Source organism: Sporosarcina gallistercoris (genome assembly GCF_050459885.1).
GTDB classification, from domain to species: domain Bacteria; phylum Bacillota; class Bacilli; order Bacillales_A; family Planococcaceae; genus Sporosarcina; species Sporosarcina gallistercoris_A.
Genome location: NZ_JBCMNO010000008.1, coordinates 81920 through 106613 on the forward strand (window position 1 = coordinate 81920; position 24694 = coordinate 106613).

The 24694-nt window shown below is 41.6% G+C and carries 26 protein-coding genes; 2 read left to right on the forward strand and 24 right to left on the reverse strand.

Going from position 1 to position 24694, the window contains the following annotated elements; translation table 11 throughout:
• Window positions 1-12: 12 nt before the first annotated feature.
• The 4 genes from ABE021_RS06165 to ABE021_RS06180 all read right to left on the reverse strand — a co-directional run bounded on the left by ABE021_RS06165 (window position 13) and on the right by ABE021_RS06180 (window position 5447).
• Window positions 13-2130 (reverse strand): glycoside hydrolase family 3 protein, encoded by a 2118-nt coding sequence (locus ABE021_RS06165; RefSeq protein WP_430287485.1) that lies wholly within the window; start codon window positions 2128-2130, stop codon window positions 13-15.
• 15 nt (window positions 2131-2145) lie between these two features.
• On the reverse strand, window positions 2146-3792 hold the full coding sequence (locus ABE021_RS06170; protein WP_430287486.1) for a serine hydrolase: 1647 nt from the start codon (window positions 3790-3792) through the stop codon (window positions 2146-2148).
• Window positions 3793-4123: 331 nt separating this feature from the next.
• Window positions 4124-4573 (reverse strand): GNAT family N-acetyltransferase, encoded by a 450-nt coding sequence (locus tag ABE021_RS06175; RefSeq protein WP_430287487.1) that lies wholly within the window; start codon window positions 4571-4573, stop codon window positions 4124-4126.
• 346 nt (window positions 4574-4919) lie between these two features.
• Complete coding sequence (locus tag ABE021_RS06180; RefSeq protein ID WP_430287488.1) at window positions 4920-5447, reverse strand: dihydrofolate reductase family protein; 528 nt, start codon at window positions 5445-5447, stop codon at window positions 4920-4922.
• Window positions 5448-5714: 267 nt separating this feature from the next.
• Between ABE021_RS06180 and ABE021_RS06185 the strand changes: the two genes are divergently transcribed.
• Complete coding sequence (locus tag ABE021_RS06185; protein WP_430287489.1) at window positions 5715-6485, forward strand: sulfite exporter TauE/SafE family protein; 771 nt, start codon at window positions 5715-5717, stop codon at window positions 6483-6485.
• A gap of 429 nt (window positions 6486-6914) precedes the next feature.
• Here ABE021_RS06185 and ABE021_RS06190 read toward each other — a convergent pair whose 3' ends face one another.
• From ABE021_RS06190 to ABE021_RS06270, 17 genes are all read right to left on the reverse strand, one after another.
• Window positions 6915-8597, reverse strand: coding sequence for an S-layer homology domain-containing protein (locus ABE021_RS06190; RefSeq protein ID WP_430287490.1), 1683 nt, complete (start codon window positions 8595-8597; stop codon window positions 6915-6917).
• A 330-nt stretch (window positions 8598-8927) separates the two neighbouring features.
• Entirely contained in the window at window positions 8928-9146 is a 219-nt protein-coding gene (locus ABE021_RS06195) for a small, acid-soluble spore protein tlp (protein WP_430287491.1), read from the reverse strand.
• A 108-nt stretch (window positions 9147-9254) separates the two neighbouring features.
• Complete coding sequence (locus tag ABE021_RS06200; protein ID WP_430287492.1) at window positions 9255-9731, reverse strand: YbaK/EbsC family protein; 477 nt, start codon at window positions 9729-9731, stop codon at window positions 9255-9257.
• Window positions 9732-10338: 607 nt separating this feature from the next.
• Entirely contained in the window at window positions 10339-11043 is a 705-nt protein-coding gene (locus ABE021_RS06205) for a DUF3885 domain-containing protein (protein WP_430287563.1), read from the reverse strand.
• A gap of 387 nt (window positions 11044-11430) precedes the next feature.
• The gene (locus ABE021_RS06210; RefSeq protein WP_430287493.1) at window positions 11431-11784 is read right to left on the reverse strand and encodes a DUF2200 domain-containing protein; all 354 of its coding nucleotides are present in this window, start codon (window positions 11782-11784) and stop codon (window positions 11431-11433) included.
• A 62-nt stretch (window positions 11785-11846) separates the two neighbouring features.
• Window positions 11847-12905, reverse strand: a complete 1059-nt coding sequence (locus ABE021_RS06215; protein WP_430287495.1) for a DUF4236 domain-containing protein — start codon at window positions 12903-12905, stop codon at window positions 11847-11849.
• A gap of 212 nt (window positions 12906-13117) precedes the next feature.
• Window positions 13118-13309 carry a DUF3885 domain-containing protein gene (locus ABE021_RS06220; protein ID WP_430287496.1) on the reverse strand — a complete coding sequence of 64 codons (192 nt, stop codon included), beginning with the start codon at window positions 13307-13309 and terminating at the stop codon, window positions 13118-13120.
• Between the two features lie 53 nt (window positions 13310-13362).
• On the reverse strand, window positions 13363-13545 hold the full coding sequence (locus ABE021_RS06225; RefSeq protein ID WP_430287497.1) for a PspC domain-containing protein: 183 nt from the start codon (window positions 13543-13545) through the stop codon (window positions 13363-13365).
• 492 nt (window positions 13546-14037) lie between these two features.
• Window positions 14038-14682: a hypothetical protein gene (locus ABE021_RS06230; RefSeq protein ID WP_430287498.1), complete on the reverse strand. Its 645-nt coding sequence runs from the start codon at window positions 14680-14682 to the stop codon at window positions 14038-14040.
• A gap of 92 nt (window positions 14683-14774) precedes the next feature.
• Window positions 14775-15290: a DinB family protein gene (locus ABE021_RS06235; RefSeq protein ID WP_430287500.1), complete on the reverse strand. Its 516-nt coding sequence runs from the start codon at window positions 15288-15290 to the stop codon at window positions 14775-14777.
• A 115-nt stretch (window positions 15291-15405) separates the two neighbouring features.
• Window positions 15406-15783, reverse strand: a complete 378-nt coding sequence (locus ABE021_RS06240) for a hypothetical protein (RefSeq protein WP_430287502.1) — start codon at window positions 15781-15783, stop codon at window positions 15406-15408.
• A gap of 106 nt (window positions 15784-15889) precedes the next feature.
• Window positions 15890-16156, reverse strand: coding sequence for a hypothetical protein (locus ABE021_RS06245; protein WP_430287503.1), 267 nt, complete (start codon window positions 16154-16156; stop codon window positions 15890-15892).
• A gap of 327 nt (window positions 16157-16483) precedes the next feature.
• On the reverse strand, window positions 16484-16687 hold the full coding sequence (locus ABE021_RS06250; RefSeq protein ID WP_430287504.1) for a hypothetical protein: 204 nt from the start codon (window positions 16685-16687) through the stop codon (window positions 16484-16486).
• A 232-nt stretch (window positions 16688-16919) separates the two neighbouring features.
• On the reverse strand, window positions 16920-17897 hold the full coding sequence (locus tag ABE021_RS06255; RefSeq protein ID WP_430287506.1) for a DNA/RNA non-specific endonuclease: 978 nt from the start codon (window positions 17895-17897) through the stop codon (window positions 16920-16922).
• A 209-nt stretch (window positions 17898-18106) separates the two neighbouring features.
• Window positions 18107-18259, reverse strand: a complete 153-nt coding sequence (locus ABE021_RS06260; RefSeq protein WP_430287507.1) for a hypothetical protein — start codon at window positions 18257-18259, stop codon at window positions 18107-18109.
• Between the two features lie 120 nt (window positions 18260-18379).
• Entirely contained in the window at window positions 18380-18580 is a 201-nt protein-coding gene (locus tag ABE021_RS06265) for a cold-shock protein (protein WP_191689748.1), read from the reverse strand.
• Window positions 18581-18908: 328 nt separating this feature from the next.
• Window positions 18909-19460 (reverse strand): hypothetical protein, encoded by a 552-nt coding sequence (locus ABE021_RS06270; protein ID WP_430287508.1) that lies wholly within the window; start codon window positions 19458-19460, stop codon window positions 18909-18911.
• Window positions 19461-19680: 220 nt separating this feature from the next.
• On the opposite strand from ABE021_RS06270, the gene ABE021_RS06275 reads away from it, so the two are divergent.
• Window positions 19681-20496 carry a DeoR family transcriptional regulator gene (locus tag ABE021_RS06275; RefSeq protein WP_430287509.1) on the forward strand — a complete coding sequence of 272 codons (816 nt, stop codon included), beginning with the start codon at window positions 19681-19683 and terminating at the stop codon, window positions 20494-20496.
• A gap of 148 nt (window positions 20497-20644) precedes the next feature.
• Here ABE021_RS06275 and ABE021_RS06280 read toward each other — a convergent pair whose 3' ends face one another.
• From ABE021_RS06280 to ABE021_RS06290, 3 genes are all read right to left on the reverse strand, one after another.
• Window positions 20645-23782, reverse strand: a complete 3138-nt coding sequence (locus tag ABE021_RS06280) for a DUF3427 domain-containing protein (protein WP_430287511.1) — start codon at window positions 23780-23782, stop codon at window positions 20645-20647.
• On the reverse strand, window positions 23755-24171 hold the full coding sequence (locus tag ABE021_RS06285; RefSeq protein WP_430287512.1) for a (deoxy)nucleoside triphosphate pyrophosphohydrolase: 417 nt from the start codon (window positions 24169-24171) through the stop codon (window positions 23755-23757). The genes ABE021_RS06280 and ABE021_RS06285 overlap by 28 nt, the downstream gene beginning before the upstream one ends.
• Window positions 24172-24345: 174 nt before the next feature.
• Window positions 24346-24570, reverse strand: coding sequence for a hypothetical protein (locus tag ABE021_RS06290; protein WP_430287514.1), 225 nt, complete (start codon window positions 24568-24570; stop codon window positions 24346-24348).
• Between the last annotated feature and the right edge of the window lie 124 nt (window positions 24571-24694).

The window sequence follows — 24694 nt, forward strand, 5'->3', positions numbered from 1 at the left end:
TCTTATCCCTCCTTATTTTTTGTAAGTTAACCCATGTCCAAATGCATACAATGTTCCTCCTGCTGGATTAGGGATTGTCACAGGGAGTTTACCTGAAGGATCAATCTCTCCAAAAACAATGGAAGCAGTCGCTTTAAAGCTAGCTGTTCTGAATCCATACTGTGCCAAATAGGCATCGACGTCCGGATACGCCATAATGTCATATGGATTCCTGACCCCAACTGCGATGACAGGTACATCTGTTTGTTTTAACAAATCATTGACCATCGCCATTTGTGGATTGGACGGAGATCTGCCCGCTACAGTGGAGGTAGTCGTACCGACGATAATCGCTGAAGCATCAGATACGTTGGATAACTGATCAGTAGAGAGTGGCTCTCCTGTTTTCACCAAGACTGTGTTCTCATGTTTACTTTTCACAGCTTGGTATAGTTCATCGATATATGAGCTGCCTACGACTGCGATTTTCTCCGAAGAATTCAACTTCAACGGGAGTACCTCATTGTTTTTCACTAGAGTCACTGACTTCTCGGCCACCTCCTGCTCAATTTGTTTATGTGGAGCCGAGCCAACAGTTGCCTTAGCGTTTGCGATTATTTCATCAACCGATTTCGGATTTTCTTCTTTAATAATTCCTCTCTTGAGCTTTAAGGATAAAATTCGTTCGACCGAACTTTCAATTCGTGATTCGGAAATTTCTCCAGCACGAACTGCCTCCACCAAACCAGTTGCCACACTTTCCAATCCTACCGGCATAAGGACAAGATCTGTCCCAGCCTGCACAGCTCGGATAACGGAATCTACTGGTCCAAAATGATCCGCAATCGCCCCCATATTTAGCGCATCTGTTGTAATTAAACCGTCGTACCCCATTTCCTCACGCATCAGCTCCGTAAGTACCTTATAGGATAACGTAGCCGGCACATTGATTTCAGTTCCATCTTTTTTGGAGATGACCGTTGTTCCATCGATTTTAGGGAACGTGACATGCGCTGTCATGACTGCATCTATTCCCGCTTCCATCGCTTTCTGGAATGGATACAACTCGACTTGCTTTAACCGTTCCTTGTCATAAGGAACTTCAGGGAGACCTAAATGCGAATCCACTGCAGTATCTCCATGACCTGGGAAGTGTTTTGCTGCTCCTGACGTTCCTGTTCCTTGAAGACCATTCGTATAAGCTACACCTAATTGAGCTGTCAGCTCCGGATCTTCACTAAATGACCGCACACCGATTACAGGATTATCGGGATTATTATTGATGTCAAAAGAAGGTGCGAAGTTCATATTGATTCCTAACGAATGAAGTTCTTCACCAATTGCTTCTCCTACCTTACCCGCGAGCTCTTCTGAACGCGTAGCCCCTAATGCCATATTCCCTGGCATATCTGTTCCTGATTGAAGTCGTGTTACGATTCCCCCCTCTTGGTCAATTGACATGAGGAGACCATATTTTTCAGTCGTTTTTTGATAATCTGATACTAAACGTGCCGTTTGTTCTGTCGTGACTACGTTTTCTCTAAACAAAATCACTCCGCCTAAATGATACTTTTTTACAAGTTGCTCAATTTCAGGAGTTAGTTCTGTGATATTTTTGCCATTCATATTTCTAAAATCCGGCATAAGCATCTGTCCAACTTTTTCTTCAAGCGTCATGTGACTGATTGCTTTCTCAATCAGGTTGTATCGTTTCCCTTTCACCTTTTTCACCTGGTACGTAACTGTTGGTTTCCCCTTGCCTTTCCCGGATGACGGATCCGGCTTCCCTAATACGCCAATCTGGTCGACTCGTTTCCCCTCACTCACTTGAATGAAAGCCATTCCGGGTTTACCAGTCGTCGAAACTAAACCGTTTTTATCAACCGTAGCAACTCTTTCATTGGTCGATTTCCATTTCAAATTTTTAGAAATTCCCATGAAATGTCCTTCTTTGTATACGTGAAGTGGGTTAAGTTGAATAGTTCCATTTTCAAATTGAGTATCCGATTCAGGTACATTTTGTAAAAGAATAAGATCTTGAATAGGTGATTTGGGTGAATCAGCCATAGCAGTCTGACTGGAAATCGCCGTTGTAAGTACTAGTGCTCCAATCAATAAAGGTACGAAAAAGTAAGCGCGGATTTTTTTCATTTACAAATCTCCCCTTTAGTAATTTCGATTTTTCCAATCCGTTGCATCTGATTCCGGATTGACAAGTTGTCCGTTCAGTTTGATATTTCCTACATACCAGCCCCGTCCGTTAACAGACGCATCCGTCTCATATCGGAAACGGACGTGCATCGTTCCTACTGGAAGCTTAACCGTCAAATTGCTCCATTTATGGTTCGTACCAGTGAGGCGTGTCCCGACATTTCTCCAAATGACACCGTCAGCAGATGCTTCAACCACTCCAAAGTCAGAGTCTTTTTCAACTTCATACCACGTGTCAAATGATAGTTCGTTGACTACTTTTTTTACATTCACTTGTAGATCCCGACTCAGTTTGTCCCCGTATCCAGAAAACCAAGCGTCTGTATGTTTAGGAATAGGTGCGGGGATAGCATCTGCCACTCGTCGTACGAAATCCCTTCGAACAGAGTTTAACGAAATGGTCTTTCTTGTAGGATGTACACGATTGGTTAATAAAATAGCGATTGTTTTATTTTTTTGGTTAATGACAATACTGGTTCCCGTAAACCCAGTATGCCCCGCTGATGACGGCCCTGACAAAGCGTCCATATACCAGCCTTGGTTCAGTTCCCAGCCAAGTCCATGATCATCCCCTTCAAATTCCGGGATTTGGTTTTCACTTAACAGTTGAACTGTAGCCGGTTTTAAAATTCGCTTCCCTCCGTATTTACCATCGTTTAAAATCATATGTGCAAATATCCCCAAGTCTTTTGCTGTGGAGAAGACTCCAGCATGACCTGCTACGCCGTCAAGTGACCAGGCATTTTCGTCATGGACTTCTCCCCAGACGAGTCCTCTACCGATTTCAGGCTGGAATTCTGTTGCTGCAATCCGATTTTTCAATGATGCGGGAGGGCTATAAAACGTGTCTTTCATCCCTAGAGGTTGTGTAATTTCTTCTTTCACAAACTGATCCAAACGTTTTCCCGAGAGTTTTTCAACAACGGCCCCCAATGTAATCATGTTCAGGTCGCTATAGGTGTAGCTGCTTCCTGGCTTCGCTTCCAACGGTTGAGCAAATACAAGCTGCAATCGGTCTTCACGTGTTTTGCCTTGAGAATGGAGTGGTATCCAAGCTGTGAACCCTGAAGTGTGAGTCATTAACTGGCGAATCGTAACTGTTTCTTTTCCATTTGCAGCGAATTCAGGAATGTATTTTGCTACAGGAGCGTCCAATTGTATGGATCCTTTTTCATACAATTTCATAGCGGCTACTGTTGTGAAGATCTTACTAATCGAAGCAACATCAAATATCGTATCCGTTTGCATAGCGACCGGGTTTTCCATTTCTGTGTAAGCATCGTCCACATATCGCGCTGCATCGCCATAAGCTTGCTGCTTCACAATATGTCCATTGCGGGCAACAAGAACAACCGCTCCTGGAGTGGTTTTTTCTTCAATCGCCTCGTGAAGGACTGCATCGATATCCAGTAAAGGTTGCTGTCTCATACCTGCCCCCTTCACTGAACCCGGATGCAGTACAGGTGCTCCATGGCCAGGATCATTCCATGCCTTATTAGGAATCGAATAGCTATGAGCACCAGCCGTTTCTGCAAAAACAAGTCCACTTGCTAATGTACATACGAGTAACGCAGTCAAGAACTTCTTCTTCGGTTTCTTCATCTACATCTTCCTCTCCCTTAGGATGTAAGCACTTTCACTTTATCTGAATTATTAGTGAATCACCATACTTCCTAAGGGCTTTCCTTTTTAGAAAAACTGGTAATTTAGTGCAAGTAGCGGATAGTTAAATTGACTGATTAAATTGAAAAATAAGCAGCGATAATTCGATAATAACTCTATTAATACGACAAAAACACACCTTTCAGGGAACTGGAAAGTGTGTTTTCACTGCTTGAGTCCTATATCTACTGTCATTTCGTATGTCCTAGACTTTCTTGCTGACAAAACAGTATGTTGGCAGAGGCGACTTAAGAAATAGTAGTGCTTCGCTTTAAAAAATCAGCTTCATGCCTTCATGGCTTGCTGTGAAACCCAGTCTCTCATAAAATTGATGAGCAGCAACGCGCTGTTTGTCAGTAGTCAATTGCACGAGCCCTGCTCCCTCTAACTTCGCTATGGAAATCGCGTGCTCAAGCAATTTTTGACCGACTCTGTGATTGCGATAACACGGATCGACCCGAACCCCCTCGATTTGAGCTCGCTTCATTCCCCTTCTAGCTAAACCAGGAATGAGGGTCAGCTGCAGACAACCGATCACTGACTGGTTCTCTATCGCTAAAAGAAGTTGGTTCCCAGTTTGTGCTTCCATTTCTTCAAATGCTTCCTCATAATCTGGCGCAGCATAATCTTCTACACTTTCACGGGTAGTTCCTAACTCATCATTTTCTAGCAAGCGGACAATAGCGGAGATATCATTTTCAGTCGCTCTTCTAAAATCCATAACCTATCACTCCCTATAAATAATACGGTGAATCCTTTACCTGCCGATCAATGATGGTTCTTCTGATTTCTCTCGTAGTATAAGGTATAAGTACGAATAAAAATAATACAAAATTCACAGGGACTACGATAAGTACATGTTATACAGTGCTAAAGTGGAGTGTGTAGAACCGAGTGAGCAAAACATAACTGAGTAGGCAGATATCGTGGATGTAATGAGAGAATAGTATCTTTACTCTTAGAAAGTTCATTGACCTACTAACGATTTGTGGCTTCCATGCCTAACACAAAAAAGACCGATAGACTTGAAAATGTTCAAGTCCATCGATCTCTCCTATAATTTCGTCTTATGCTCTTTTCGTATATCGTAAAATGGGCAATCCTTCATTGACGGAGTACTCCTCAAGCTGCAGTGGAATCGTTCGGTCGTTCTCATCAAATAGACGGATTCCAGTTCCAAGAATCATCGGAACGATACCGATGATGAATTCATCGACAATGCCTGCTCTCAAAAAGGCATTCGTCAGCTGGCTTCCACCGAATAGCCAAATGTCCTTCCCTTCTTCCTTTTGAAGAGATTGGACGTGAGAGACGATGTCCCCTTGGACGAATTGCACATTTTCTTCGTCCTCTCTCTCTAAAGAGGTCACGACGATAATTTTGTGCTGTGCCACCATATCGAGTGTGGAATCCTCGAACGATTTCCGCCCCATTACAACCGTATCGACTTGCTCTAAAAAATCAGGGAAACTAAATTGAGCGGACGTATCCAGCTCGCTATGACCGTCCCCGCCGATCCAATCGAATCCTCCATTGTCATCTGCAATGTATCCATCCAAACTCATTGCCAAATTCATGATGATTTTTCTCGTCATCCTTGCCCACTCCGTTCTGAAGACATATTTAACGATGAGCAGTATACCATGAAATCAGCAAAAAAGGATTCTCATCGTCAACCACTGCTTGGAGTTGTCACAAACCGGGTAATTCAACTGGCGATGGAAAGCTATTGAGGAAAGCTAGACAAGCACTTACACTGTAGGTAGAGAAATTACTGTATGCAAGAAAACATTGAATGAAGTTTCCATACGAGAAAATAGATAATCCTTTTCCAAGGGTTAACAATAATCGAGGTCTGTCTAATGTCGATCTTTCTTTTTTGTATCCTCTTACTTGTCAATTTGGTGATCGGCATCTTTTTAGGAATATCCGGAATTGCCGGATTCCTGCTGCCCTTGATTTACGTCGGTTTCCTAAACATGCCTGTCCATGAATCCCTTGCACTGAGTTTTTTGGCGTTTGCGGTCTCGGGCGCACTCGGAGCCTATTCTTATTGGAAGATGAATCATATGGATTTGAAACTCGCCATACTTTTAAGTATTGGCAGCTTGCCTGGAGCCTTTTTAGGAGTTCAAATCAACGTCTTAACATCGGATTTCCTAGTCAAGCTCTTCCTTTATCTCTTTGTATTGCTCGCAGGGCTATCCATTCTGATTAGGAAAGACAAAGACGAGGCGGAACAAAAACGTTCCTCCCTGCTGAATTCTCATCTATTCGTTACGCTTCTTGGATTTTTGACAGCAGTCATTTGCGCACTTACAGGAGCGGGCGGACCGATATTATTAGTTCCGTTACTCGCAAGCCTCGGAGTGCATATTCGAGTGGCGGTCGGCGTGAGCCTTTTAAACTCTGTTATCATCGCCCTTCCCTCCATGGCCGGATACTTCTCCCGTGCCAATATGGACTCACTCTCCCTATTGATCGTTGCCAGCTTAGTTGGTACTGTCATCGGTATTCTGACGGGCACACGTATGGCGGACAAGGTTCCAATACCAAAGTTGAAATTACTGATCGCAAGCCTCACGATCGTTTCTTCCGTCTATATGTTGGTTACATTGGTAATGGGTGCTTGAAATCATAAGCGTTACAGTAGAGCGGACATTCCTTCATCACGGGGAGTGGATGGAAGAGCTATTCAACCACTTGGATTTGAAGCGCATTCTTTGAATGAGGTTTGGACTGCATATGCAGAAGGTATTCCTATAACACACATTGATACCCTTAAGAATTATCCCAAGTGAGTGTCTTCATTGCATTACGTGATTCCAGATATTCAACAAGGACTGAATGGTTTTCAGACGGAGGAATCCTATCCATATGACGAATGATCTATTGAAAAGAATCCACACGACACATGTCGAGTGGATTCTTTTTGTGCTTTTCATCCTTAAGAGTGCACCTTGTTCAGTTCTTTATTAAGAGGCATTGAGGTATTTAAGAAGAGATTCATTGAGATGGTTTTTTCGTATACCCCGGTTAGTAAGCTTCTCAATAACACATCTTTATTTTTGCTTTTGCATTTCAATGATACGTAGAAGAAAAACAGAGAAATGCTGCCGCGTGACTGAATCTGTGGGCATGAACTTCCCGTTCGTACCGACCGTTATCCCGTTACTTGCTAGTATCTGAATGTAAGGAGACAAACCACTTTTCGGATTGACGTCACTAAAGACCATCCCATTCCCTTTCAACTTTAAATCGAAGGTGTTCACTAGAATCTTGGCAAGTTCCGCACGCGTCAAATTGGCTTCCGGTTTCATATAGTTGCCACTTCCATCAATAATTCCTGCTTCATAAAATTTCTTTATATCTTGATAATTAGGATGCGATGAAGGTAAATCCTTAAATTGCCTCATCTGTCGAACTCTCGGCAACTTTAACCCGTCCATCCGATTGATAAGCGCAAAAATGTGCTTCCTCTGGATGGCCTGGGCAGGATGGAACGTCCCATCTTTGTAACCTTTGTTAATACCTAATTGCGCTAACGTTTCGATTTGCTCATAATATGGATTTGACACCAGTACATCCTTGAAGCTTTCCATTTGCATCAGTAGCCGGTACTCTTCATATCCTCGCAAGGGTCCAAATCTGGGTTGGCTCACTACATCATATGTCCCTGCTGGAAAGATTTCAGATACCGTGAGTTTGGTTGTATCACTATCGAAATAACTGAAAAAAGGCAGTGCGGAGTGATCCGATGGGATGACTTGAAGTGCTGGTAACACCTTTCCCGTCTCGAGAGTGAACGTGATTTTCGTATCCGCAGCAATTGTAAACTTGAAATGGTCGCGTGTTTGTGAATAATTTTCATATCCCTCATACCAAAAACCACGGATCGTTTTATTGTTTTTCAACAAATCCGAAGTCTCAAAGTTCTTATTCTTACCACTTTCCCATTCGTTTTCATTCAACGGTTCAAAACGTGTGGAGAAAGAATAATTAGCTGTTGCAAGATTCGAGTTTTGCAAACTAACCGGAAAATAATACGTGCCTCCCGGAAGTAAAATTTCAAACTCATTCGGTCTTCCACCGAAACTTGACAATCTATCTAGCTTCTCGTTTCTTTCGCTATATAAGTCCATGTGGAAATAAGATGCTTCCATACTTGGCGGTTCCGACTGCTGCAAGTGAAATGTAAGCTTTCCGAATGACGGCAAGATGACTTTATACATGTCCATGTCATCCTGAACCAGCCTTCCATTCAGCTGTCCGAATACCGTTTCACCCAGTTTAACTTCAGGTGCAGTTGCTCGACTGTTGTTGGGTTCAAGGTCCATCCCCTCCACTGGGCTCGTTTGATAACTCACCTGAAATTCCCCGCCAACAGATTCCGACTTACCAACGATCTGGATAGTATAGGTCCCCTTCTTCAAGTTAACCTGCAACTCCGCCTGTTGACTTTCATTGGAAGAATCCCGCCCTGCTACCTGTTTCTTTGCCTCATCATAGACGGCAACACTGAAGACTGCAAAAACAGGTTTCCCCTCACGTTCCACTTCGTCTTTCATAGAAAATGTCACTTTCTTATCTTCTGTCAGGACCAATGGATACTTGGCTATTTCATGATCACGATAGTCTCCTTTTACAATATCCCCTTCTTGCCAACCTTTAGCGTTTGCTTCAGGACTCACTAATATGAATCCTAACAAACACATACCTAACATCCTTACTATCCAATTCCTCAATTCAGCACCTCTTATTCGTAATTTAACTAGTTTAATGGATTCATCAAAAAGTGTATAGAGGAAGATTTTCCTATTCCTACACCTCTTCCTCCAACTTGTCAATTTTTGCAGGATTTCTTCCACACTCTCATTTTCCAGCACCTTATTTCCATAAAAAACAACGACCATCTTGTTTCAACTAATTTTTCCGGTTGGATATCTTCTTTGTATATCTGACATTGAACCGTAGTTAGCTTATTTTTTCCGTATGCAAAAAATCCCGCAGCATAATTCGCAACGGGATGGATTCATGTCCATTTAGACATGTAGTTCACTTACACAAATGACGCGTCAAAATTTCTTATGCCTGGATTTGTTCTCTGCTGCAATTTCATCTTTCAAATCGCTAATGCTTTCTGCACGTCGTTCGTTTTTAGCTTGGATCTGTGAACGCTCTTTACCTTCCGCAAAATACATTGCTTCTTCGGCCGCTTCCATATTACCAATGGTCTTGTTCAACCTCTCAACATTATCCGCAGGATCATTCGGTTTCGGATAGTTTTTCGCCATCATACTTCCTCCTCTATTCATCATGCTGCAGAGGATAGTGTTCCCCGAACTGGTTGAATTATTACAGATGAAACCCGAGAGATCGATTTCCCAAAAGGGTATCGCCACTCAGTTACACACTTGAATGACCTTTGCGCCAGTGAGTTTCGTCAGCTCTCCAGGCGTCAGTTCAAAAACGGCTTTCGGATGACCGGCGGCAGCCCAGATCGTATCATACTGCAACAAGTCTGTATCGATCAGTGTACGAATTGGTTCAACATGTCCCATGGGTGGAACTCCGCCAATTACGTATCCTGTGTGTGCACGGACAAATTTGGCATCCGCCTTGCCGGGCACGTCTCCCGCATACGCCTCAATTTTCTGTTCATCAATCCGATTTGTTCCGCTTGCAATCACCAACAGCGGCTCTCCAGAATGTTGTAATTTGAAAACGATGGATTTCGCAATCTGGGCGATTCCACAGCCGATCGCTTCAGCCGCTTCTTGAGCCGTCCGGGCACTGTCCGGCAGCTCTTTCACTTTTCGATCACTTCCCCATTCCTTCAGCTTTTGCTGAAACTCCCCTGCTTGTTTACTTAACTCCATTACCACAGTTCCTCCTTTGAGCACGTGAATAGACAGAGTATAACATTGATTATAATGAAAATTAAGATAACACCTGTTTTTCATGCCAGCTATATACTTCGGTTTATATAAAAGTGATCACCTGGGCGAGTCAGCCGCTCAAGCGCTGCCATTTATGCTCAAGCAGCCCAGCAATCCGCTCAAGCACAGCCAATTGTGATCAAGCAACACTGTAATCCGCTCAAGCACAACCATTTGTGATCAAGCAACCCAGTCATCCGCTCAAGCATATCCAATTGTGATCAAGCAACACTGCAATCCGCTCAAGCACCGACATTTGTGATCAAGCAGCTCAGTCATCCGCTCAAGCGCACAAGCCGGAACCAATAAATAAATGCAAGCATAAGAAGACTCTCCATTCAAGCATGCGAATGCTATCCGTGAGTCATTTTATGCTTGCCGCGTTGAAGTACGCCTTCGGATAACACTTTTCAACAGTAATTTAGAACAGTGTTTGCGAAGTGCAATGCTCAGGTTAGTAGGACGGACCAAAAAGGAACCAGACTCAATACAGTCTGCATCCATTCTTGTTAAATTCATACTTTGGGTATTTAAGATGAAGGCTAATTCACCTTTTTAAACCGGTACTTGGCTCTGTAAACCTCGCATCGATCATGGATCGATAAGATTTCTCAATCCATCCGTTATACTTGTCATACAGCGGTCGGATCTCGTCCATATCCGCTGCAATAATATCACAGCCTCGCTCGCTGAACAAATGAAAGATGATATGCCGGGTTTGGTTGAGATAATAGATTTCAAATCTACTGCCAGGCTGTTTTTTTAACCCGGTAATCGGCATTCTCTCCTGTTCAAAACATTTTGTCTCGAACATAAGTCCATAGTGTAAATCCTTTTTCCGACACGGTTGAAGAAAGCGATGCGTAACCATCTCCTCACCTTCCGTGCTTCGTGGTTCTGTGACCAGTTCATGCCTCATCTGATCCAACACTTCTTGTGTTTTGACAAAAGTCCGATACACGCTCAACGGTCTTTTTTCAAAGAAGTCATGATTCTTCTTTGTATAGACATCTGCAACGACCAGCAGGGTATCCTCATCTCCGAAAACTTCATCAAATAGAGTAACCGAACGATGAATGGCTCGCTTCAGACCACTAGGAGCATTCATTGAGACTCCAGGTTCTGACATCTCAAACCTCAACGCTTTCTCCCAGGAAGTAAAAAGGGGCGGTTGCAAAATCCCCTTTTTGAAGTGATGTTGCAGATAGGTTTCTAAAGTTATTATACGAGTTACCTCTTTTCCACTAGCTATGCTCCATGTTTGTCAATTCAAACGAGTACCGCCAGTTCATAAATTCGAAGCTTATTCCATAGCTGATTCCCTATCAAGATCAGTAAAAATGTACAAGCATCTAAATCGGAATTTACCCGTTTTTCAAAAAACTAATCCTATTTAACAAGTTTTTGTATACAATATTTTGGGGAGCAATTTATCCTGATAAAACCGGGTGTGTCCATAAGTTTTACGAAGGGATATTGCTGCATTTCCACATGTGATCAAGCGATAATCCTACCCGCTCAAGCACAGCATAATCCAGTAAAATAATAAGGACGATAAAAAACTCCCTGATTCTGTGATTACCCCAACCGAGAGATTACCTGAATCCTGTACATCGCGAGCAAGAGAGTGGAATTTCAATCAAGCCCTTCTCAAAATCTTCTCCATCGCTTTACCTCTTGCTAATTCATCGATCAGCTTATCCAAATAGCGGATTTCCTGCATCGTCGGTTCTTCAATATCTTCCACCCGGATTCCACAAATCACTCCTTTAATCTGTTTACGTTCTGCGTTCATATAAGGAGCTTCCGAAAAGAACGTTTCAAAATCGGTCTGCTTTTCCAATTGGGCTTCCAACTCTTCTTGCGGATAACCGGTCAGCCAGCGAATAATTTCGTCGACTTCCACTTTCGTACGTCCTTTTCTCTCCGCCTTCGCAACATAAAGGGGATAGACACTTGAGAAACTTGTCGTGTAGATCCTATGCTTCGTCATCCTGCACCTTCCTGTCTTGTCTAGTAGTTGTTCATACGCTCAAAAAATGAATGTTCCGTTCTTCACGTTAATTCCTCGACGAGGCGGAAGCCCTTCGTCTTCAAATGATTCATGTGATGTTCAAACGTTTCTACAGTTCTTGAAGGGGCCTGCAATTCAAAGAGCATCCCTGACAGCTCGTTCCTTCGGATTCGCACGGACGCAATACAACCTCTCACGGGGGGTTCATCCGCCTGGCTTCTGTCATAGGCATGGATAAGCACGTGCTCAGCCGGCAGGATAGCGAATACATTCCGTGCTGCGCCAAGGATGCAACTGCATACGTAATCCTGATAGAGAGCAAAGTAGTTGGTCTTTCCCATCTTTTTTCGGGAAAGGTTGCCTTTCGCCGTCAGTGACAGCACTTCTTCTGGAATGGCCTCCTCCTCTCCGATGTCTACAAATACCGTCAGTTCGCCGTTGCACAATTTCACATGCACCTTATGTCCGAATTGCTCGATAGCAGCAAACGCATGATACTCCTGCAATACTTCCTGCCATGCAGATTCGTCCCCCGCCAGCACCTGGGAAGCCTGATCGGACAGCGCCTGCTTTTCAGTCAACAGGATTTTGTCCTGCACAATCGCTTTGCTCAGTTCCTCTCCCAGTTCCCTGCGCCTCGTTTCCTCTCTGCGGAACAAACGGTCAAACCAATTCGGTTGGAACGCCCCCAACTTGCGGCGTGCTTCTTCTGCATGAGGTCCATTTGCCGCGAGCTGTTCCAAGTCTTCTTGAAGAATGGCATTCCAATTTACAGGCTGAACCGTCTCCAAATGAGTGGAAAGCAGCATATCCACGTAACTATTGTAAGCCGCCACCTCTTTAGCTTCAGCAGAATAAGCCGGTTTAGCCGCTAAAGCAGTTTGTGAGGAAGAACGCCGCGGACGTTTGGATCGGCTGGATGTCAATTGTTCCGAGTAAGAGATGCCCGTTCCTGGAATCCCGACATTCGCCCGCACACCTCGTTTTCCTACCGTGACTGACGCACCACGCGGACCAATCGATGTACTAAACCCACTCTTACTAATATTCACCCGAACCCCTGGTGCAATCTTGATGCGTTTTTGAAATCGGAATCCCATAGGTAGTCTCCTTTCACTCCGTAAAGTATTTCCCGTGCATAACTGAATTGCAGAAAAAATGAGTTATCCTATTATACCAATAATGAAATAAACACGAAACACAAAAAGACCGCGCCTCGTACAAGGTGCAATCTCAGTTATTTATCCTTATTGATAAAAGTCTCGTTGAACACTTTCCGATCATCATCCAATATCCAATTGTTATGCATCTCTTATAGAAATCGAATATCATTATTATCCGAAGCTAAACTATCACAATTCTGCTCGTCGTTTAGATGATAAATCCAGTTCAGAGTCTTATTGATGAAATACACTCGAATACCGCTCGAAAGATTCCCTTTTAATCTCGTTGAAGGATGCGCCTGGTTTTCGTAACAGATTGAGGAGCTGATAACAAACGTCACCCTTTTACAAGGTTACATACTTGCACCCCAATGCGTAAAACCTAAAAGAACGTTCATAAGGGTAACTCATCAAAAGGCATAGCAAAAGCAAGTACAAAATACGCAAATATACCAACAGGAACGAATAAAAACAGAATTCTGACCCCGAGAGAAGATAGGCCAAAGTATTCTGCAATACCACCACAAACCCCAGAAAGTAGCTTATCCTTTGAACTTTTCGTAAGTCTTTTGTCCATATTCATACACCTCTGCATTTCTTCATTTATGGTACTTTTTCAAAACAATCGATATGAGCACCATGCTTTTACATGAGAATAAAAAGGAAGAAATGCTGCAGATTCTTTGTCCTAGTATGGCGCGTATTTACTAAATGTTTTCCATTCAAGAGTTGTAGCCAAAAGAAACGGTAAATAGCATTGCGAGCAACGATGAAATTATTAATATTGTACAAATACAAGTGAGCAGTACGCTTAAACCTCTAGGGACAGTAGAGCGGTTTTTCCAAATGGCCACTACTAAAAAGATACTGAGTAACGTTGTGAATAGAAAAATTGATAAGAGTGGATATCGTTCTTTTACCATAGTCAACACTTCTAATTCACCTGCCTATTCTCCCATTTGAAATTTTTTATGATTTCCCCTGCTTCTTAATGAAAGGAAAATCAACTTTGTCTCTACTAGCAAATCCCCATAGTAGAAATTCAAATCCCCTAACCTCAGCAAGATATTTAGAGAAATGGATGGTAGAAGCCGAAATATCCTATCGCTGTCACTATGAGGAGGGTGACTGCATAGATCCCCCTGTTTTTCGCGTGTCTGTAAAATACTCCACCTAACACCAACAGACCAATAACGTTAAAAACAAACTGGAACAAAAACGTTTGATGCTCATTGAGATAGATGCCGACGCCAATCGTTTCAGCTGCCAATCCACTGATGGGCAAAGCATATAAAAAGCTGCTCCATTTGTTTTTCTTGTTCCAGTTGTACAGCACAAAACTTATGGCACTGCACACAAAGGCGAACACATTGTACAACATGAACAGGTTCCATTGAAAATCATCATTAGAGAACCGGGGCACATAGAAACCCAATATGTACTTCAACAAATAAAAGCTTAGGTTCATGCTTAACAAATACAATAGGACGTTCATTGCAGCATTACGATTTGAATGACTGAAGTAAATAACCAGCGTCACTGTAACTATCCAAAAACCGAATAAGGTAGCAATTGAACTGAAACTCCACAAGCTATCATCTTCGAAAAAGTCTGATAGCCTAGTGATAATGCCCGCTGTTAATCCTAATAAGATATAGAGTAAGTATGTATTTGCATGACTTGTGAATTTTTCAGTAGTGATTGCTGTCGTCATTCACTGTTCTCCTCTTCATTTGACTTGTACTCGACTTTCCGTTCTGCAAATAGACTGTTTTTTGCACACCACATAACTAAATCTGCAGACCATTATTCGATTGATCTCCGGATTTTTAGTTTTTGGTCCAGTTCTTCTTTTTGGCGCAGATGATGACGGAAATGCATGCCTACAAGCGCAAGCCACTCCTGTGCGTTCAGCCATCCAAACCCTCCATGTTCAACTTTTTTATTAGGGTTTATTTCATCCGCTTTCATTCCTATTTGTTTCATTCTTTCCGATAGCCGATCGAGCTCGCGCACAATATCCTCTGTTAGTTTCTCATTGTCCGGCGGAGCGTCAAGTTCCGGTGGTAATTTGATCTTAATCGGCGGAAATCCGCCATTGTTAAATAAGCGCTCTCCGAACTCTGTCTTCCCCTGCTCTTGCTCACCCTCAACTTTCGCACAAGCCTCAACACTATCCAAATACTCATGAGCCACCACAATTAAATGATCATACAGTTGACCCATGGACCACACCCCTGGCTCCGGGATGTAGCGCAATTGTTCGAGTGTATAGTGATGTAAAAAACTTTTATATTTCGCTATCAACTCGAAATCATTCATATGAACACTCCTATCCTGTAACTAATCAGTTCCGCGTTGAGTACATTTTCATAAAAACATTTCCGATTGAAATGTGATCTTCAACTACCGACAAACTGTAACTTCTTGAATCTCGCTAGTTTAACAACTCATTCATATCACTCACCGATTTCTTTTTTAGCGAATAAATCGTATTCGTATTTTCGACTTTCATAATGGTTCCATGATCTTGGCTCAACCAAAGAAAAAATGATTTCCCTCCCAATTCCACTTTGTAATGAGGGTCTGCCATATCCACGACTCCTGGCTGTTTCTTAGCGCCACTGATGGCCTTCTTAAATTTCTTAATCTCATTCTCATCTGTAAAGGTAACGAGCGTATCCTCCTTCACTTCTGAGAAGCTCTCCATTTCATGGATACTGACTTCATCCACTTTTTCGATCCCTGTATTACAACCGCCTATTACCAATAGGATGGCAATGAGAGTGATAGAGAGTAGTACAGATCTATTCATGGTATCCTCCTTCTTTGACAGAAGCACCGAACCCTATGGTGGGATTCCCTATATAAGGTCATCTCCAGTATGTTCTGAGTGTAAACCAGTTCATAGCATCTCCATATTAGCGAATCAGTTCTTGGAGTACCATCAGAACAGGGAGGTATAAGAGCAGCGGAATAAGTAAAATGACTGCACCAACTTTTCGGTTACCTCTTTTCAACAGCAATAGAGAAAATAGATAGAACAGCGGATAAATAATGAACGCAATGATCAATACCCCATCTATCGTCTGATAAAGTTGATCCGCGCCTACCAACAACACAGGTATCGCGAAAAGTTCCAGGATGCTGAAAATGAGCACCGCTACCCACAAACTTCTTATTGTCACTATATATCCCTCAATTTCTTTCACCCATATGGCTGCCGAATGTTTAGTTCAAGTAGTGTGTTGAATAAAACGCTAATTGATAGATTTTTCCTTATTCCCATTCTAACACCCGGTTCTGAATAATCCAATATCATTTTCCTTTCAAATGTACTACATGAGAAAACACTTTTCGGGAAAACGGATATCTCTTTCAGAGTTATTTTGCCCTCTTTTCAAGTGCTCCTTTGCACGATATGTAAATATAAAAAGGTCTGATTCCCCAGCATTGAAATTGGGGAATCAGACCTTTTTGTTCCTTCACAAACGTGCCTTATTGACGCATTCAACCTAATTTTGACTCATACGTTTAGCCATTCTTTCAAATAAATCAGCTGGTATCGTAATATGGGTTGTTTTGTCATTACGAACATACGTAGTTAGGTTTACATTCTCACCTTTTCTTTCCACTTCGAGTAATGAATTTTCACCTTTATCCCTAATTGAAACGAAAAAACTATTTTTCTTTTCTTTCTCTTTATATTCATAGTACATAGAAAGCCCTCCTAATGGAAACTCATATTCAGTAAAGTAAATATATTTAATAATTAATTTCCAACAATTCAATAATCGTGAAATCCCCACTTTTTAATACTGCGTTAAATGTGGGTGGATTTTTTTCTTTGATCCGCCAGTAGCGCAAGTAGTATTATTCAAAGTACGATCTTACTCAACTAATAGTTTCATCACAAAACTAATTAGCTCATTCTTAATATCGGTCGGTCTCTTATTCACCTACCATACCGTCATTATCACGATCTTGCATATATTGGTACAACCAGTGCTCCCTAGTAATGGGCATACTGAAACCGGCTGCTTTCGCTTCTGCTATGGTGACGATTCCATTGCCATTAATATCAACACTAGAAAGCTCACCTTCGCTTGTTGAGGGACTTTCTAATTTAGACTCGGACTCATTACTTCCGGTTAGTCCAAGAGATTCGTTCATTTCATCTGGATTCACATTTTCAAATGAATCCGTAATGACATTTCCCTTTATTGTATAGGTATATTGATAACTCGAAGGAATTTGCGTTTCCGTATTCGGATAGGTGATAATCGCTTCAAATTGAGTAGCTCCACCTGCTCTTCGGATCTCGTTTTCCATATACGCTTGATCACCATGTCGGTTGAGCGTACTGTCTTGGGGGGTAATATTATAAGCGTTCGATACCCCTCCGAGAGAGTCGGCAATTACATGTCCCTCATCTAAAATGTCACTTTCAACGCCCGGAACCTTTGCCTCATCCGCATAGTATCTGCCAGACGATAAAACAGGTTCGTTACTGTCATCTTGCAGAATGATTTCGTCAGCTATTACACGTACTAGTTGCCCGTTTTCATTAGTAAATCCCCAATATTCACGGTCCCCGTACCCAATGTCAACCACGATATTGGGTTCACGATATCCAGATAGATCCCCCCCATCAACTTCAATTAGTTTGTATCCGGAGAACCGTTCTTTCTTTGGTTGAGTTGGTTTTTCTTCTACTTCCGGTTCCTCCACTACGGGCTCTTCTGCTTCCTGTTCTTCAACAACCGCAACGACAGGTTCTTCTTTTTCACTATTTTTATTCGGTTCAACAGTCGTGACTTTTCGTGTATCTGTTTCTACATCTGAAACGGATGCATCTTCTGAGTTGGTACAACCGACCATAAAGACGATTGTTAAAAGTGAAATTAAATAGTTCAGTTTCTTTGTCATTCTTCAAACCATACCTTTCATCTGTGTGAAACTAATTAAAGTTCTAATATAGTCCATTTATATTTTTACAAGCCTAAGTAGTATTCTCTATTTCGGAATGAACATTCACTGCTGAACGCAAAGATTATAGCGTGAGCTCCAATATCCCCCATTAACTTCAAAAGAAAATGCAGGAGAACTATTAGCGTTCGTAAATAAAAAAATACTTTTTAAACGTCCGCTAATTCGTATGCACTTTTACGAACGGTTTTCGGTAACGTGTCTTCATCATCAACGTCCACTGCATGAGTGCGAGGCCATTCGCAGCAAAACAACTGATTCCGCCATAGATGAAGCTCAACTAGCTGCGTATACAGATTCATCTTTGAGTTCTACAAGGTCAGCGATGCAAAGAATCTGACACTTGCCATACAGGACGACAACTAAAATTACATCATAAACGCAAAAAAGACCCTACATGTAGGGTCTTTTTCTAGCAATTATTAAGCTTTTTGAACGTTTGTAGCTTGTAGGCCACGTTGTCCTTCTTCAATTTCAAATGTTACACTTTGACCTTCGTCTAAAGATTTGAAACCGTCACTTTGAATTGCTGAGAAATGTACGAATACATCGTCTCCTGCTTCGCGTTCGATGAAACCGAAACCTTTTTCTGCATTAAACCATTTTACTGTACCTTGTTCCATAGTTATTGCCTCCTAATGTGGATATCCACATAATTGTTACTATACTTGCTCAAATACCTTAGACGAAAATCAAATATTTTCTCTATGCTGAAAAGAACAAAGATAATACTCTTTAAATATAACAGGTCTTCGCCGAAATAGCAAATAATTCAAATCATTATCTTTTACAGCCATTACTATCCCTCTGAGCTTCTCTATAAAAACGCGTCATTTCACCTATTTCACTCGCCTACGCAATCGATCACAAATTCCATGGAATTCCAACCCATTCCTGATTGTACAGAATCCCCGAACTATTCTCCACCTTCATAAGATGCGCAAAAACACGTTAATCGTACCCGCCTCTAGCATAGGGAAGCTTCATATATTCTTCCTTACTCCTCATTTTACTTACTACGAAATTCCGTAACGCAAATAATTGCTTTGCATCTTCGGTCGGTTCACAATACGCACCTGATACGGCATGAGTTATCGTTTCACCGTTCATAGTGATTTCCCATTGATCCTCTTCGAAAGGTGTTTGCTCACAAGTGGTTCCGTTTATAGGGTTGGGTATATAGTTTTTAGTTCCTCTAATATCCGCTTCTTTCATCTTATCGTAAATCTCAGCCTTTTCCTCTTCTGTTAGAGCAATCGCTGCCGTGATTGTTCCATCTTCTATCAAATCCTTGGTCACTGTATTCGTGAATGAGTTGATTTCATTTTTCTTTTCAATTCCATAGGAAACAGAAAATCCAAAGTCGTCCGGCATTTTTTCTGACATTGTTTGAGGAATAGTACCGGTTTCGTAGAAAGGTGCATCTTTTGGAGATGTGGAATTGTTCGTACACCCAACTGATACAAGGGCAACCGCTAACCATAAGAAAGAGAACCTTTTCATCATAACTCCCCTTTTTGAATGAGACGTAAGGGTTCCCCGGAAGTTACAAATAAGAATCGAATTCTCAAATACGTTCAGTACGATTCAAAATACTAGTCGAGGAACATCGATTCACTCGAAAAAATCACCTTTGGAATCTTTTCGATTCTCAAAAATCCATTCCGCCTGTCCACCTTTTGCCCTCTCCACTCTATCTATAGAGTAAAAGGGGGCTTTAACGATGACACACTACTTATCACGCTACGCAAAATTCAACAGTAAAGAAGAAATGGACGCCGCTGCAAGAACACACCTGGACATCCACTGTAACTCGCTCAACAAAACCGATCGTGCGGTACTTGAGATGATCCGGTGTTATTCAGTGAAATATTTGGCCGCACATTTGAAACATGAAACGATCGCAAAGAAATTGGCTGTTTCCAACTCGACGGTACGCCGTTCACTACGCAAACTCGAGAAACTTCAAATCATCGAGCGAATTCACTACGTACGTCCTGTGATGAGTGGTCTCGGTGCTAACATTTACGTCATTTTGCCCGTAGATGACCAGGGGAAATTGGACAGGGGACCACGTAGCATAGAAGCTGATGAGAGTAAGGATTCAACCACACATTTTGAAAACGAACCTTCTCTCTATAAATCTAAAAATCTTAAAGATCTTATAAAGACGTCTCAGCCTGCGGCAGAAAAGTTATCCACAACCTTATTCGGGAAGATGAAATCCTTATTATCCATTAGCGGGGATACAGCAAAAGCACGTAATTTTTTCGGCATCTATCGAGTCTTATCGAGAAAAATGCTGAAGTTCGAAATCCATCAAGAGAAAGGCCCCTTATTTGATGAGCTGGCTCAACGGGCTACACGCATCGCTGTCATGGCACAGAAAACGAAAACCATCCGCAATTTACCAGGATACTTCAAGGGCGTCCTGCGGCAGCTGATGACTGAAGCATTGTTTGCGAATATCTATCAGGAGTATTCCGTGTCAGTGGACGATTTCTCGTTATCCGTGAACCATGATCTCACTTGTTGGTAAAGCGACCTATAGACGGTTTTAGGTGTGTATTCGTTGTCTTTGCACCTAAAACCATGAACAATGACACCATTCCCTTTTGAACAAAAGTTAGAGGTGTTCACTATGGATAAAGTGTGTATAGGACCGATTACGACTTGGTTTAGAGTAGTCAAAGAACACTCAGATTCTTAGCAATCATTCGAGCAGGCATCTTCTCATGCAAACGCCATACAAAACTAATCGGTCGGTTCCCTTCATGGCTTACATAATCTGCAATCCCGAAGAACGTAAAGGGAGCCGTGTATCCATCCTTCTGTCTATATTCTCTAACGAACAATGCAATGGTGTTCCCGTTGTGTCGTTGATCAATATACCGTTTACCTGTTGGACTTGTATCCGAAGTTTTGTTTTGAGACTGCCAATGGAATAGTTGATCACTAATGGCATAGTCTTCATACTGCGTAGACGGTGAGAAATCCTTGTCGGATTTGTTGAGCGTAATGAAAAATACATCAGTCTGCTTTTCTTCAAAGTATTTGACACCCTCACGAAACGCCGGTTTGACGTTTTCATTAAAGTAACCTAAAGCTGCTAGAACTTGATCAGAAGTGTACTGCGCATGTACGCGTAAAGGAGAGTCAAACTCGAACGGTGATGGTCGTTCAACCGTTTTAATATTTCCAAGACATACCTCTAAAACTTGTTGGATTTCCAATTTCAACGCTTTAGTTGCTACAATTTGCTGGATTCCATCATGCATGGTGACGAAGCCAAGATTTTCTGGTGGTCCACTAAAGAAGGAGTAATACAACATACCAATCATTGAATGCTCTTCTTCATTTCTCATAACACCGTCTACTAAGTATGTTTGAAGATACGTAATTAAATCGATGGAATCCAAATGAAATAGAGTATGGATCCGCTTAGCGACTAATTCTTCATATGCACCCTCGAAGTCCTCTGCCACTCCTGCCTCCACTTTCAATCTTCCAAACGTTTGATTCTTTCCTTTTCCATAGAACTCAGCAAGTGTTAAATGGTGATAGTTTAAGAAATTAGAGAAAGTTAGTTCTTCTCCCGTATCCTCTTCAAAGTATTTAATTTTTGTTATGAGGCTCTGTTTTGTATTTCTAACTTCTTTAACGTTCCGTAGTATATATTCTTTTGCTTGCTTCTCCATTTGAATAACAGATCCCTTAGGTAAATGAAAAAAACCATTCTCAATATAATGACGAACCGAATGCTTAGTCCTACCTATCAACGCCCTGAACTTTTCTTCAAATGGATAATCGGCATGAGCTTGTCCTACGAAATCCAAGACGGTTAGACACTCTTTGTGATCAGCTAATCGTAAACCACGGCCTAGCTGCTGCAAAAACACTGTGAGGCTTTCTGTCGGACGTAGAAATAAGACAGTATTTACGGCTGGTATGTCAATCCCTTCATTATATAGGTCAACAACAAAAATAAAGAGGACTTCTCCACTTTCTAACTTCCATTTTGCTGTACTTCGTTCTTCGGCCGATGAAGACCCATGTAACGCAATCGAAGGAATCTGTTTCTTATTGAAATAGGCAGCCATGTATTTTGCATGCTCTACTGAAACACAAAATCCTAATCCTTTTACTTCTTGTAAAGACGTAACGTATTTTTGTACACTTCGGATCACGAGGTCACTCCGACGATCATTTGAAGTGTAAATGGTGGAGAGCGCATTCAGATCATACCCTTTCCGTGACCATTTAATAGCTGAAAGATCGACATTGTCTGTTATACAAAAATAGTGAAACGGACTCAGTAATTTTCGGTCAATCGCTTCTGTCAATCTCATTTCCGAGGCAACTCGATCATCAAAGTATCCTAGAACATTCTCGTTATCCATCCGCTCAGGCGTCGCAGTAAGACCTAACAATATTGTTGGCTGATAATAGCTTAGTAGCGCACGATAACTCGGAGCAGTTGCATGATGGAACTCGTCCACGATGACGAAATCATAAAAATCAGAGGTCGTCTTTTCAAACATCTTACGACTATTCCAACTTTGAATACTCATAAATAAGTGATCAAAAGAAGAAGGTTCATGTTTACCTACAAACATTTCCCCGAAGTTAGCATCCTTCAGAACAGCTTTAAAAGTATACACGCTTTGTCGTAGGATTTCTTCACGATGTGCAATGAACAATAATTTAGCAGTAGGTTTCTGTTGAAGAAAACGTTTGAAGTCAAATGCGGATATTACAGTTTTCCCCACACCAGTCGCCGCCACTACTAAGTTCTTCATATGTCCATGAATGGTACGTTCAACTTCAAGTTCATTTAGAATCTCCTGTTGGTAATGATACGGATGAATGTCTAAGAAATAGTGTTCTTTTGATTCAGCGACTCGTTCTTTTGATAATGACTGCTGCACGAGCATCCAATTTTCTTTTTCCTCAGGCAACAAACTTTTGAATTCTTCATCATTCCAATAGCTTTCAAATGTGGCTTCAAACTTCCGAATAATGTCGAATGAATCCTTCTCAGTCACTTTCAAATTCCACTCAAGACCAGAAGTCAAAGCAGGATTTGAAAGATTCGATGACCCTATGTAAGCTGTACTGAAACCTGTTTTTCGTTTAAACAAATAAGCTTTCGCATGCAAGCGTGTTCTTTCCTTGTCTAGGGATACACGAACTTCTGTATTCTGTAGCTTGCTTAACTCTTGCAATGCTTTATAGTCAGTCGCTTCCATATAGGAAGTGGTAATTATTTTTAGCCGACCACCCTTTTCTGTAAAACTTCGAAGCTCTTCAATTATAATGCGCAGTCCTGACCACTTAATAAAAGAAACCAACCATTCAATTTCATCGGATGTGACAATTTCCTTTTTTAGTTCTTCTAACATGTTCGGTTCCGCGTGAGAGCCTGTAAACAATGAGCTTTGAGTTAAAGGTGTTATGGGACGCTGTACCTTATTCCTTTTAAGGGAACGTGCAGTATTCATAGTTGTATAGACAGACGTGAGTATCTCTGCATGTTCTTCTATCTTTAACTTCGCAAAATCATTATCGTTCAGTTTCTGTTGAAGCACATCGATCATTTCATTGCAAAGTTGAATCTGTCTTAACAAAGCCTCGTCTTTATCATTCCCCTCTCTAATATGAGACAGCGCAATGCGGGTAATGGACGAGATGTAGCTGGATAACAATGATCGTGCTTCGGCTTCATCTATTTTTTCAGTCTCTACAGCGAACAACTCAGGAGAAAGTCCCAACAGCTCTGACTTTACTTTTCCATTTATTAATTGTTCATAAATTCCTTCTTGCATAGTTCCATCACCCTTTCAACAGCTGGTATATCGGCTGGTGCCCATTGCAGTGAACGAAGATCTTGCCAAGGTACCCACTTGAGCTCACTATGTTCAAGTGCCGTCATTGTTCCGCCCTGTACTGTAGCAAAATACGTTTCTAAACGGATTGTGAATGCTTTATAGTGATAGGTAGTGTCTTCAATGAAAGGTCCTACTACTATCTCACAACGAAGCTCTTCTCTGATTTCTCGTACCAGCGCAATTGCAGACGTTTCATCAAGCTCAACCTTTCCTCCGGGGAACTCCCAATAACCAGGAAGCGCCATCGTTTCGGAGCGACGAGCACAAAGTATTCCGCCTTGTTGATTGTGTATTACAGCAGCAACTACGTGTACAGGAGGGTTCATGCACGACACCTCTTCTCTCTATTTAGGGTGGTTCTCAAGGCTATTCTGTAAAGAGTTAAAATCTGAAAAAGCCCTGGATTCCAGCTTGTTCAGATACTTCAATAATAATTGCTATTTTTAAAGGGCAATAGTAAGAGTAACCAATCCACAATCGCACATTAACAATAAAAGAACTTACATTAACTCGTTTTTGAAAATCATTTGTAATTCGTTTACAACCTCTTCGCTAAGCTGAATGGTTTGACTCGCAATCCCCTTAATTTTTCTGTCGCTTGATCCGTATGTATTGATTTGAATGTAGTTAACACCCTTACTGGTTAGTAAACTATAAGTCGCCTCTACTTCACTATGTAATTTAGTGTTACGAACTACTTTCTTCATTGTTTTAACCAGTGCCATTGTTTCCATCCCCATTCAAGTTTTTTATACTAACACCCTTTTTTCAGAAAGGTTTGTAAATATCTCATGTAGTACATTTTACCACATCTTACTCACTAGCTCATAGAACCTATTAAATATCCTA

Bases quoted from the DNA above. Each gene is read 5' to 3' on its own strand.
- ABE021_RS06165 (WP_430287485.1), bottom strand. From the start codon at position 2,130: ATGAAAAAAATCCGCGCTTACTTTTTCGTACCTTTATTGATTGGAGCA.
- ABE021_RS06170 (WP_430287486.1), bottom strand. From the start codon at position 3,792: ATGAAGAAACCGAAGAAGAAGTTCTTGACTGCGTTACTCGTATGTACA.
- ABE021_RS06175 (WP_430287487.1), bottom strand. From the start codon at position 4,573: ATGGATTTTAGAAGAGCGACTGAAAATGATATCTCCGCTATTGTCCGC.
- ABE021_RS06180 (WP_430287488.1), bottom strand. From the start codon at position 5,447: ATGACGAGAAAAATCATCATGAATTTGGCAATGAGTTTGGATGGATAC.
- ABE021_RS06185 (WP_430287489.1), top strand. From the start codon at position 5,715: ATGTCGATCTTTCTTTTTTGTATCCTCTTACTTGTCAATTTGGTGATC.
- ABE021_RS06195 (WP_430287491.1), bottom strand. From the start codon at position 9,146: ATGGCGAAAAACTATCCGAAACCGAATGATCCTGCGGATAATGTTGAG.
- ABE021_RS06200 (WP_430287492.1), bottom strand. From the start codon at position 9,731: ATGGAGTTAAGTAAACAAGCAGGGGAGTTTCAGCAAAAGCTGAAGGAA.
- ABE021_RS06210 (WP_430287493.1), bottom strand. From the start codon at position 11,784: ATGACGAAGCATAGGATCTACACGACAAGTTTCTCAAGTGTCTATCCC.
- ABE021_RS06215 (WP_430287495.1), bottom strand. From the start codon at position 12,905: ATGGGATTCCGATTTCAAAAACGCATCAAGATTGCACCAGGGGTTCGG.
- ABE021_RS06225 (WP_430287497.1), bottom strand. From the start codon at position 13,545: ATGGACAAAAGACTTACGAAAAGTTCAAAGGATAAGCTACTTTCTGGG.
- ABE021_RS06230 (WP_430287498.1), bottom strand. From the start codon at position 14,682: ATGACGACAGCAATCACTACTGAAAAATTCACAAGTCATGCAAATACA.
- ABE021_RS06235 (WP_430287500.1), bottom strand. From the start codon at position 15,290: ATGAATGATTTCGAGTTGATAGCGAAATATAAAAGTTTTTTACATCAC.
- ABE021_RS06240 (WP_430287502.1), bottom strand. From the start codon at position 15,783: ATGAATAGATCTGTACTACTCTCTATCACTCTCATTGCCATCCTATTG.
- ABE021_RS06250 (WP_430287504.1), bottom strand. From the start codon at position 16,687: ATGTACTATGAATATAAAGAGAAAGAAAAGAAAAATAGTTTTTTCGTT.
- ABE021_RS06255 (WP_430287506.1), bottom strand. From the start codon at position 17,897: ATGACAAAGAAACTGAACTATTTAATTTCACTTTTAACAATCGTCTTT.
- ABE021_RS06260 (WP_430287507.1), bottom strand. From the start codon at position 18,259: ATGAATCTGTATACGCAGCTAGTTGAGCTTCATCTATGGCGGAATCAG.
- ABE021_RS06265 (WP_191689748.1), bottom strand. From the start codon at position 18,580: ATGGAACAAGGTACAGTAAAATGGTTTAATGCAGAAAAAGGTTTCGGT.
- ABE021_RS06270 (WP_430287508.1), bottom strand. From the start codon at position 19,460: ATGAAAAGGTTCTCTTTCTTATGGTTAGCGGTTGCCCTTGTATCAGTT.
- ABE021_RS06275 (WP_430287509.1), top strand. From the start codon at position 19,681: ATGACACACTACTTATCACGCTACGCAAAATTCAACAGTAAAGAAGAA.
- ABE021_RS06280 (WP_430287511.1), bottom strand. From the start codon at position 23,782: ATGCAAGAAGGAATTTATGAACAATTAATAAATGGAAAAGTAAAGTCA.
- ABE021_RS06285 (WP_430287512.1), bottom strand. From the start codon at position 24,171: ATGAACCCTCCTGTACACGTAGTTGCTGCTGTAATACACAATCAACAA.
- ABE021_RS06290 (WP_430287514.1), bottom strand. From the start codon at position 24,570: ATGGCACTGGTTAAAACAATGAAGAAAGTAGTTCGTAACACTAAATTA.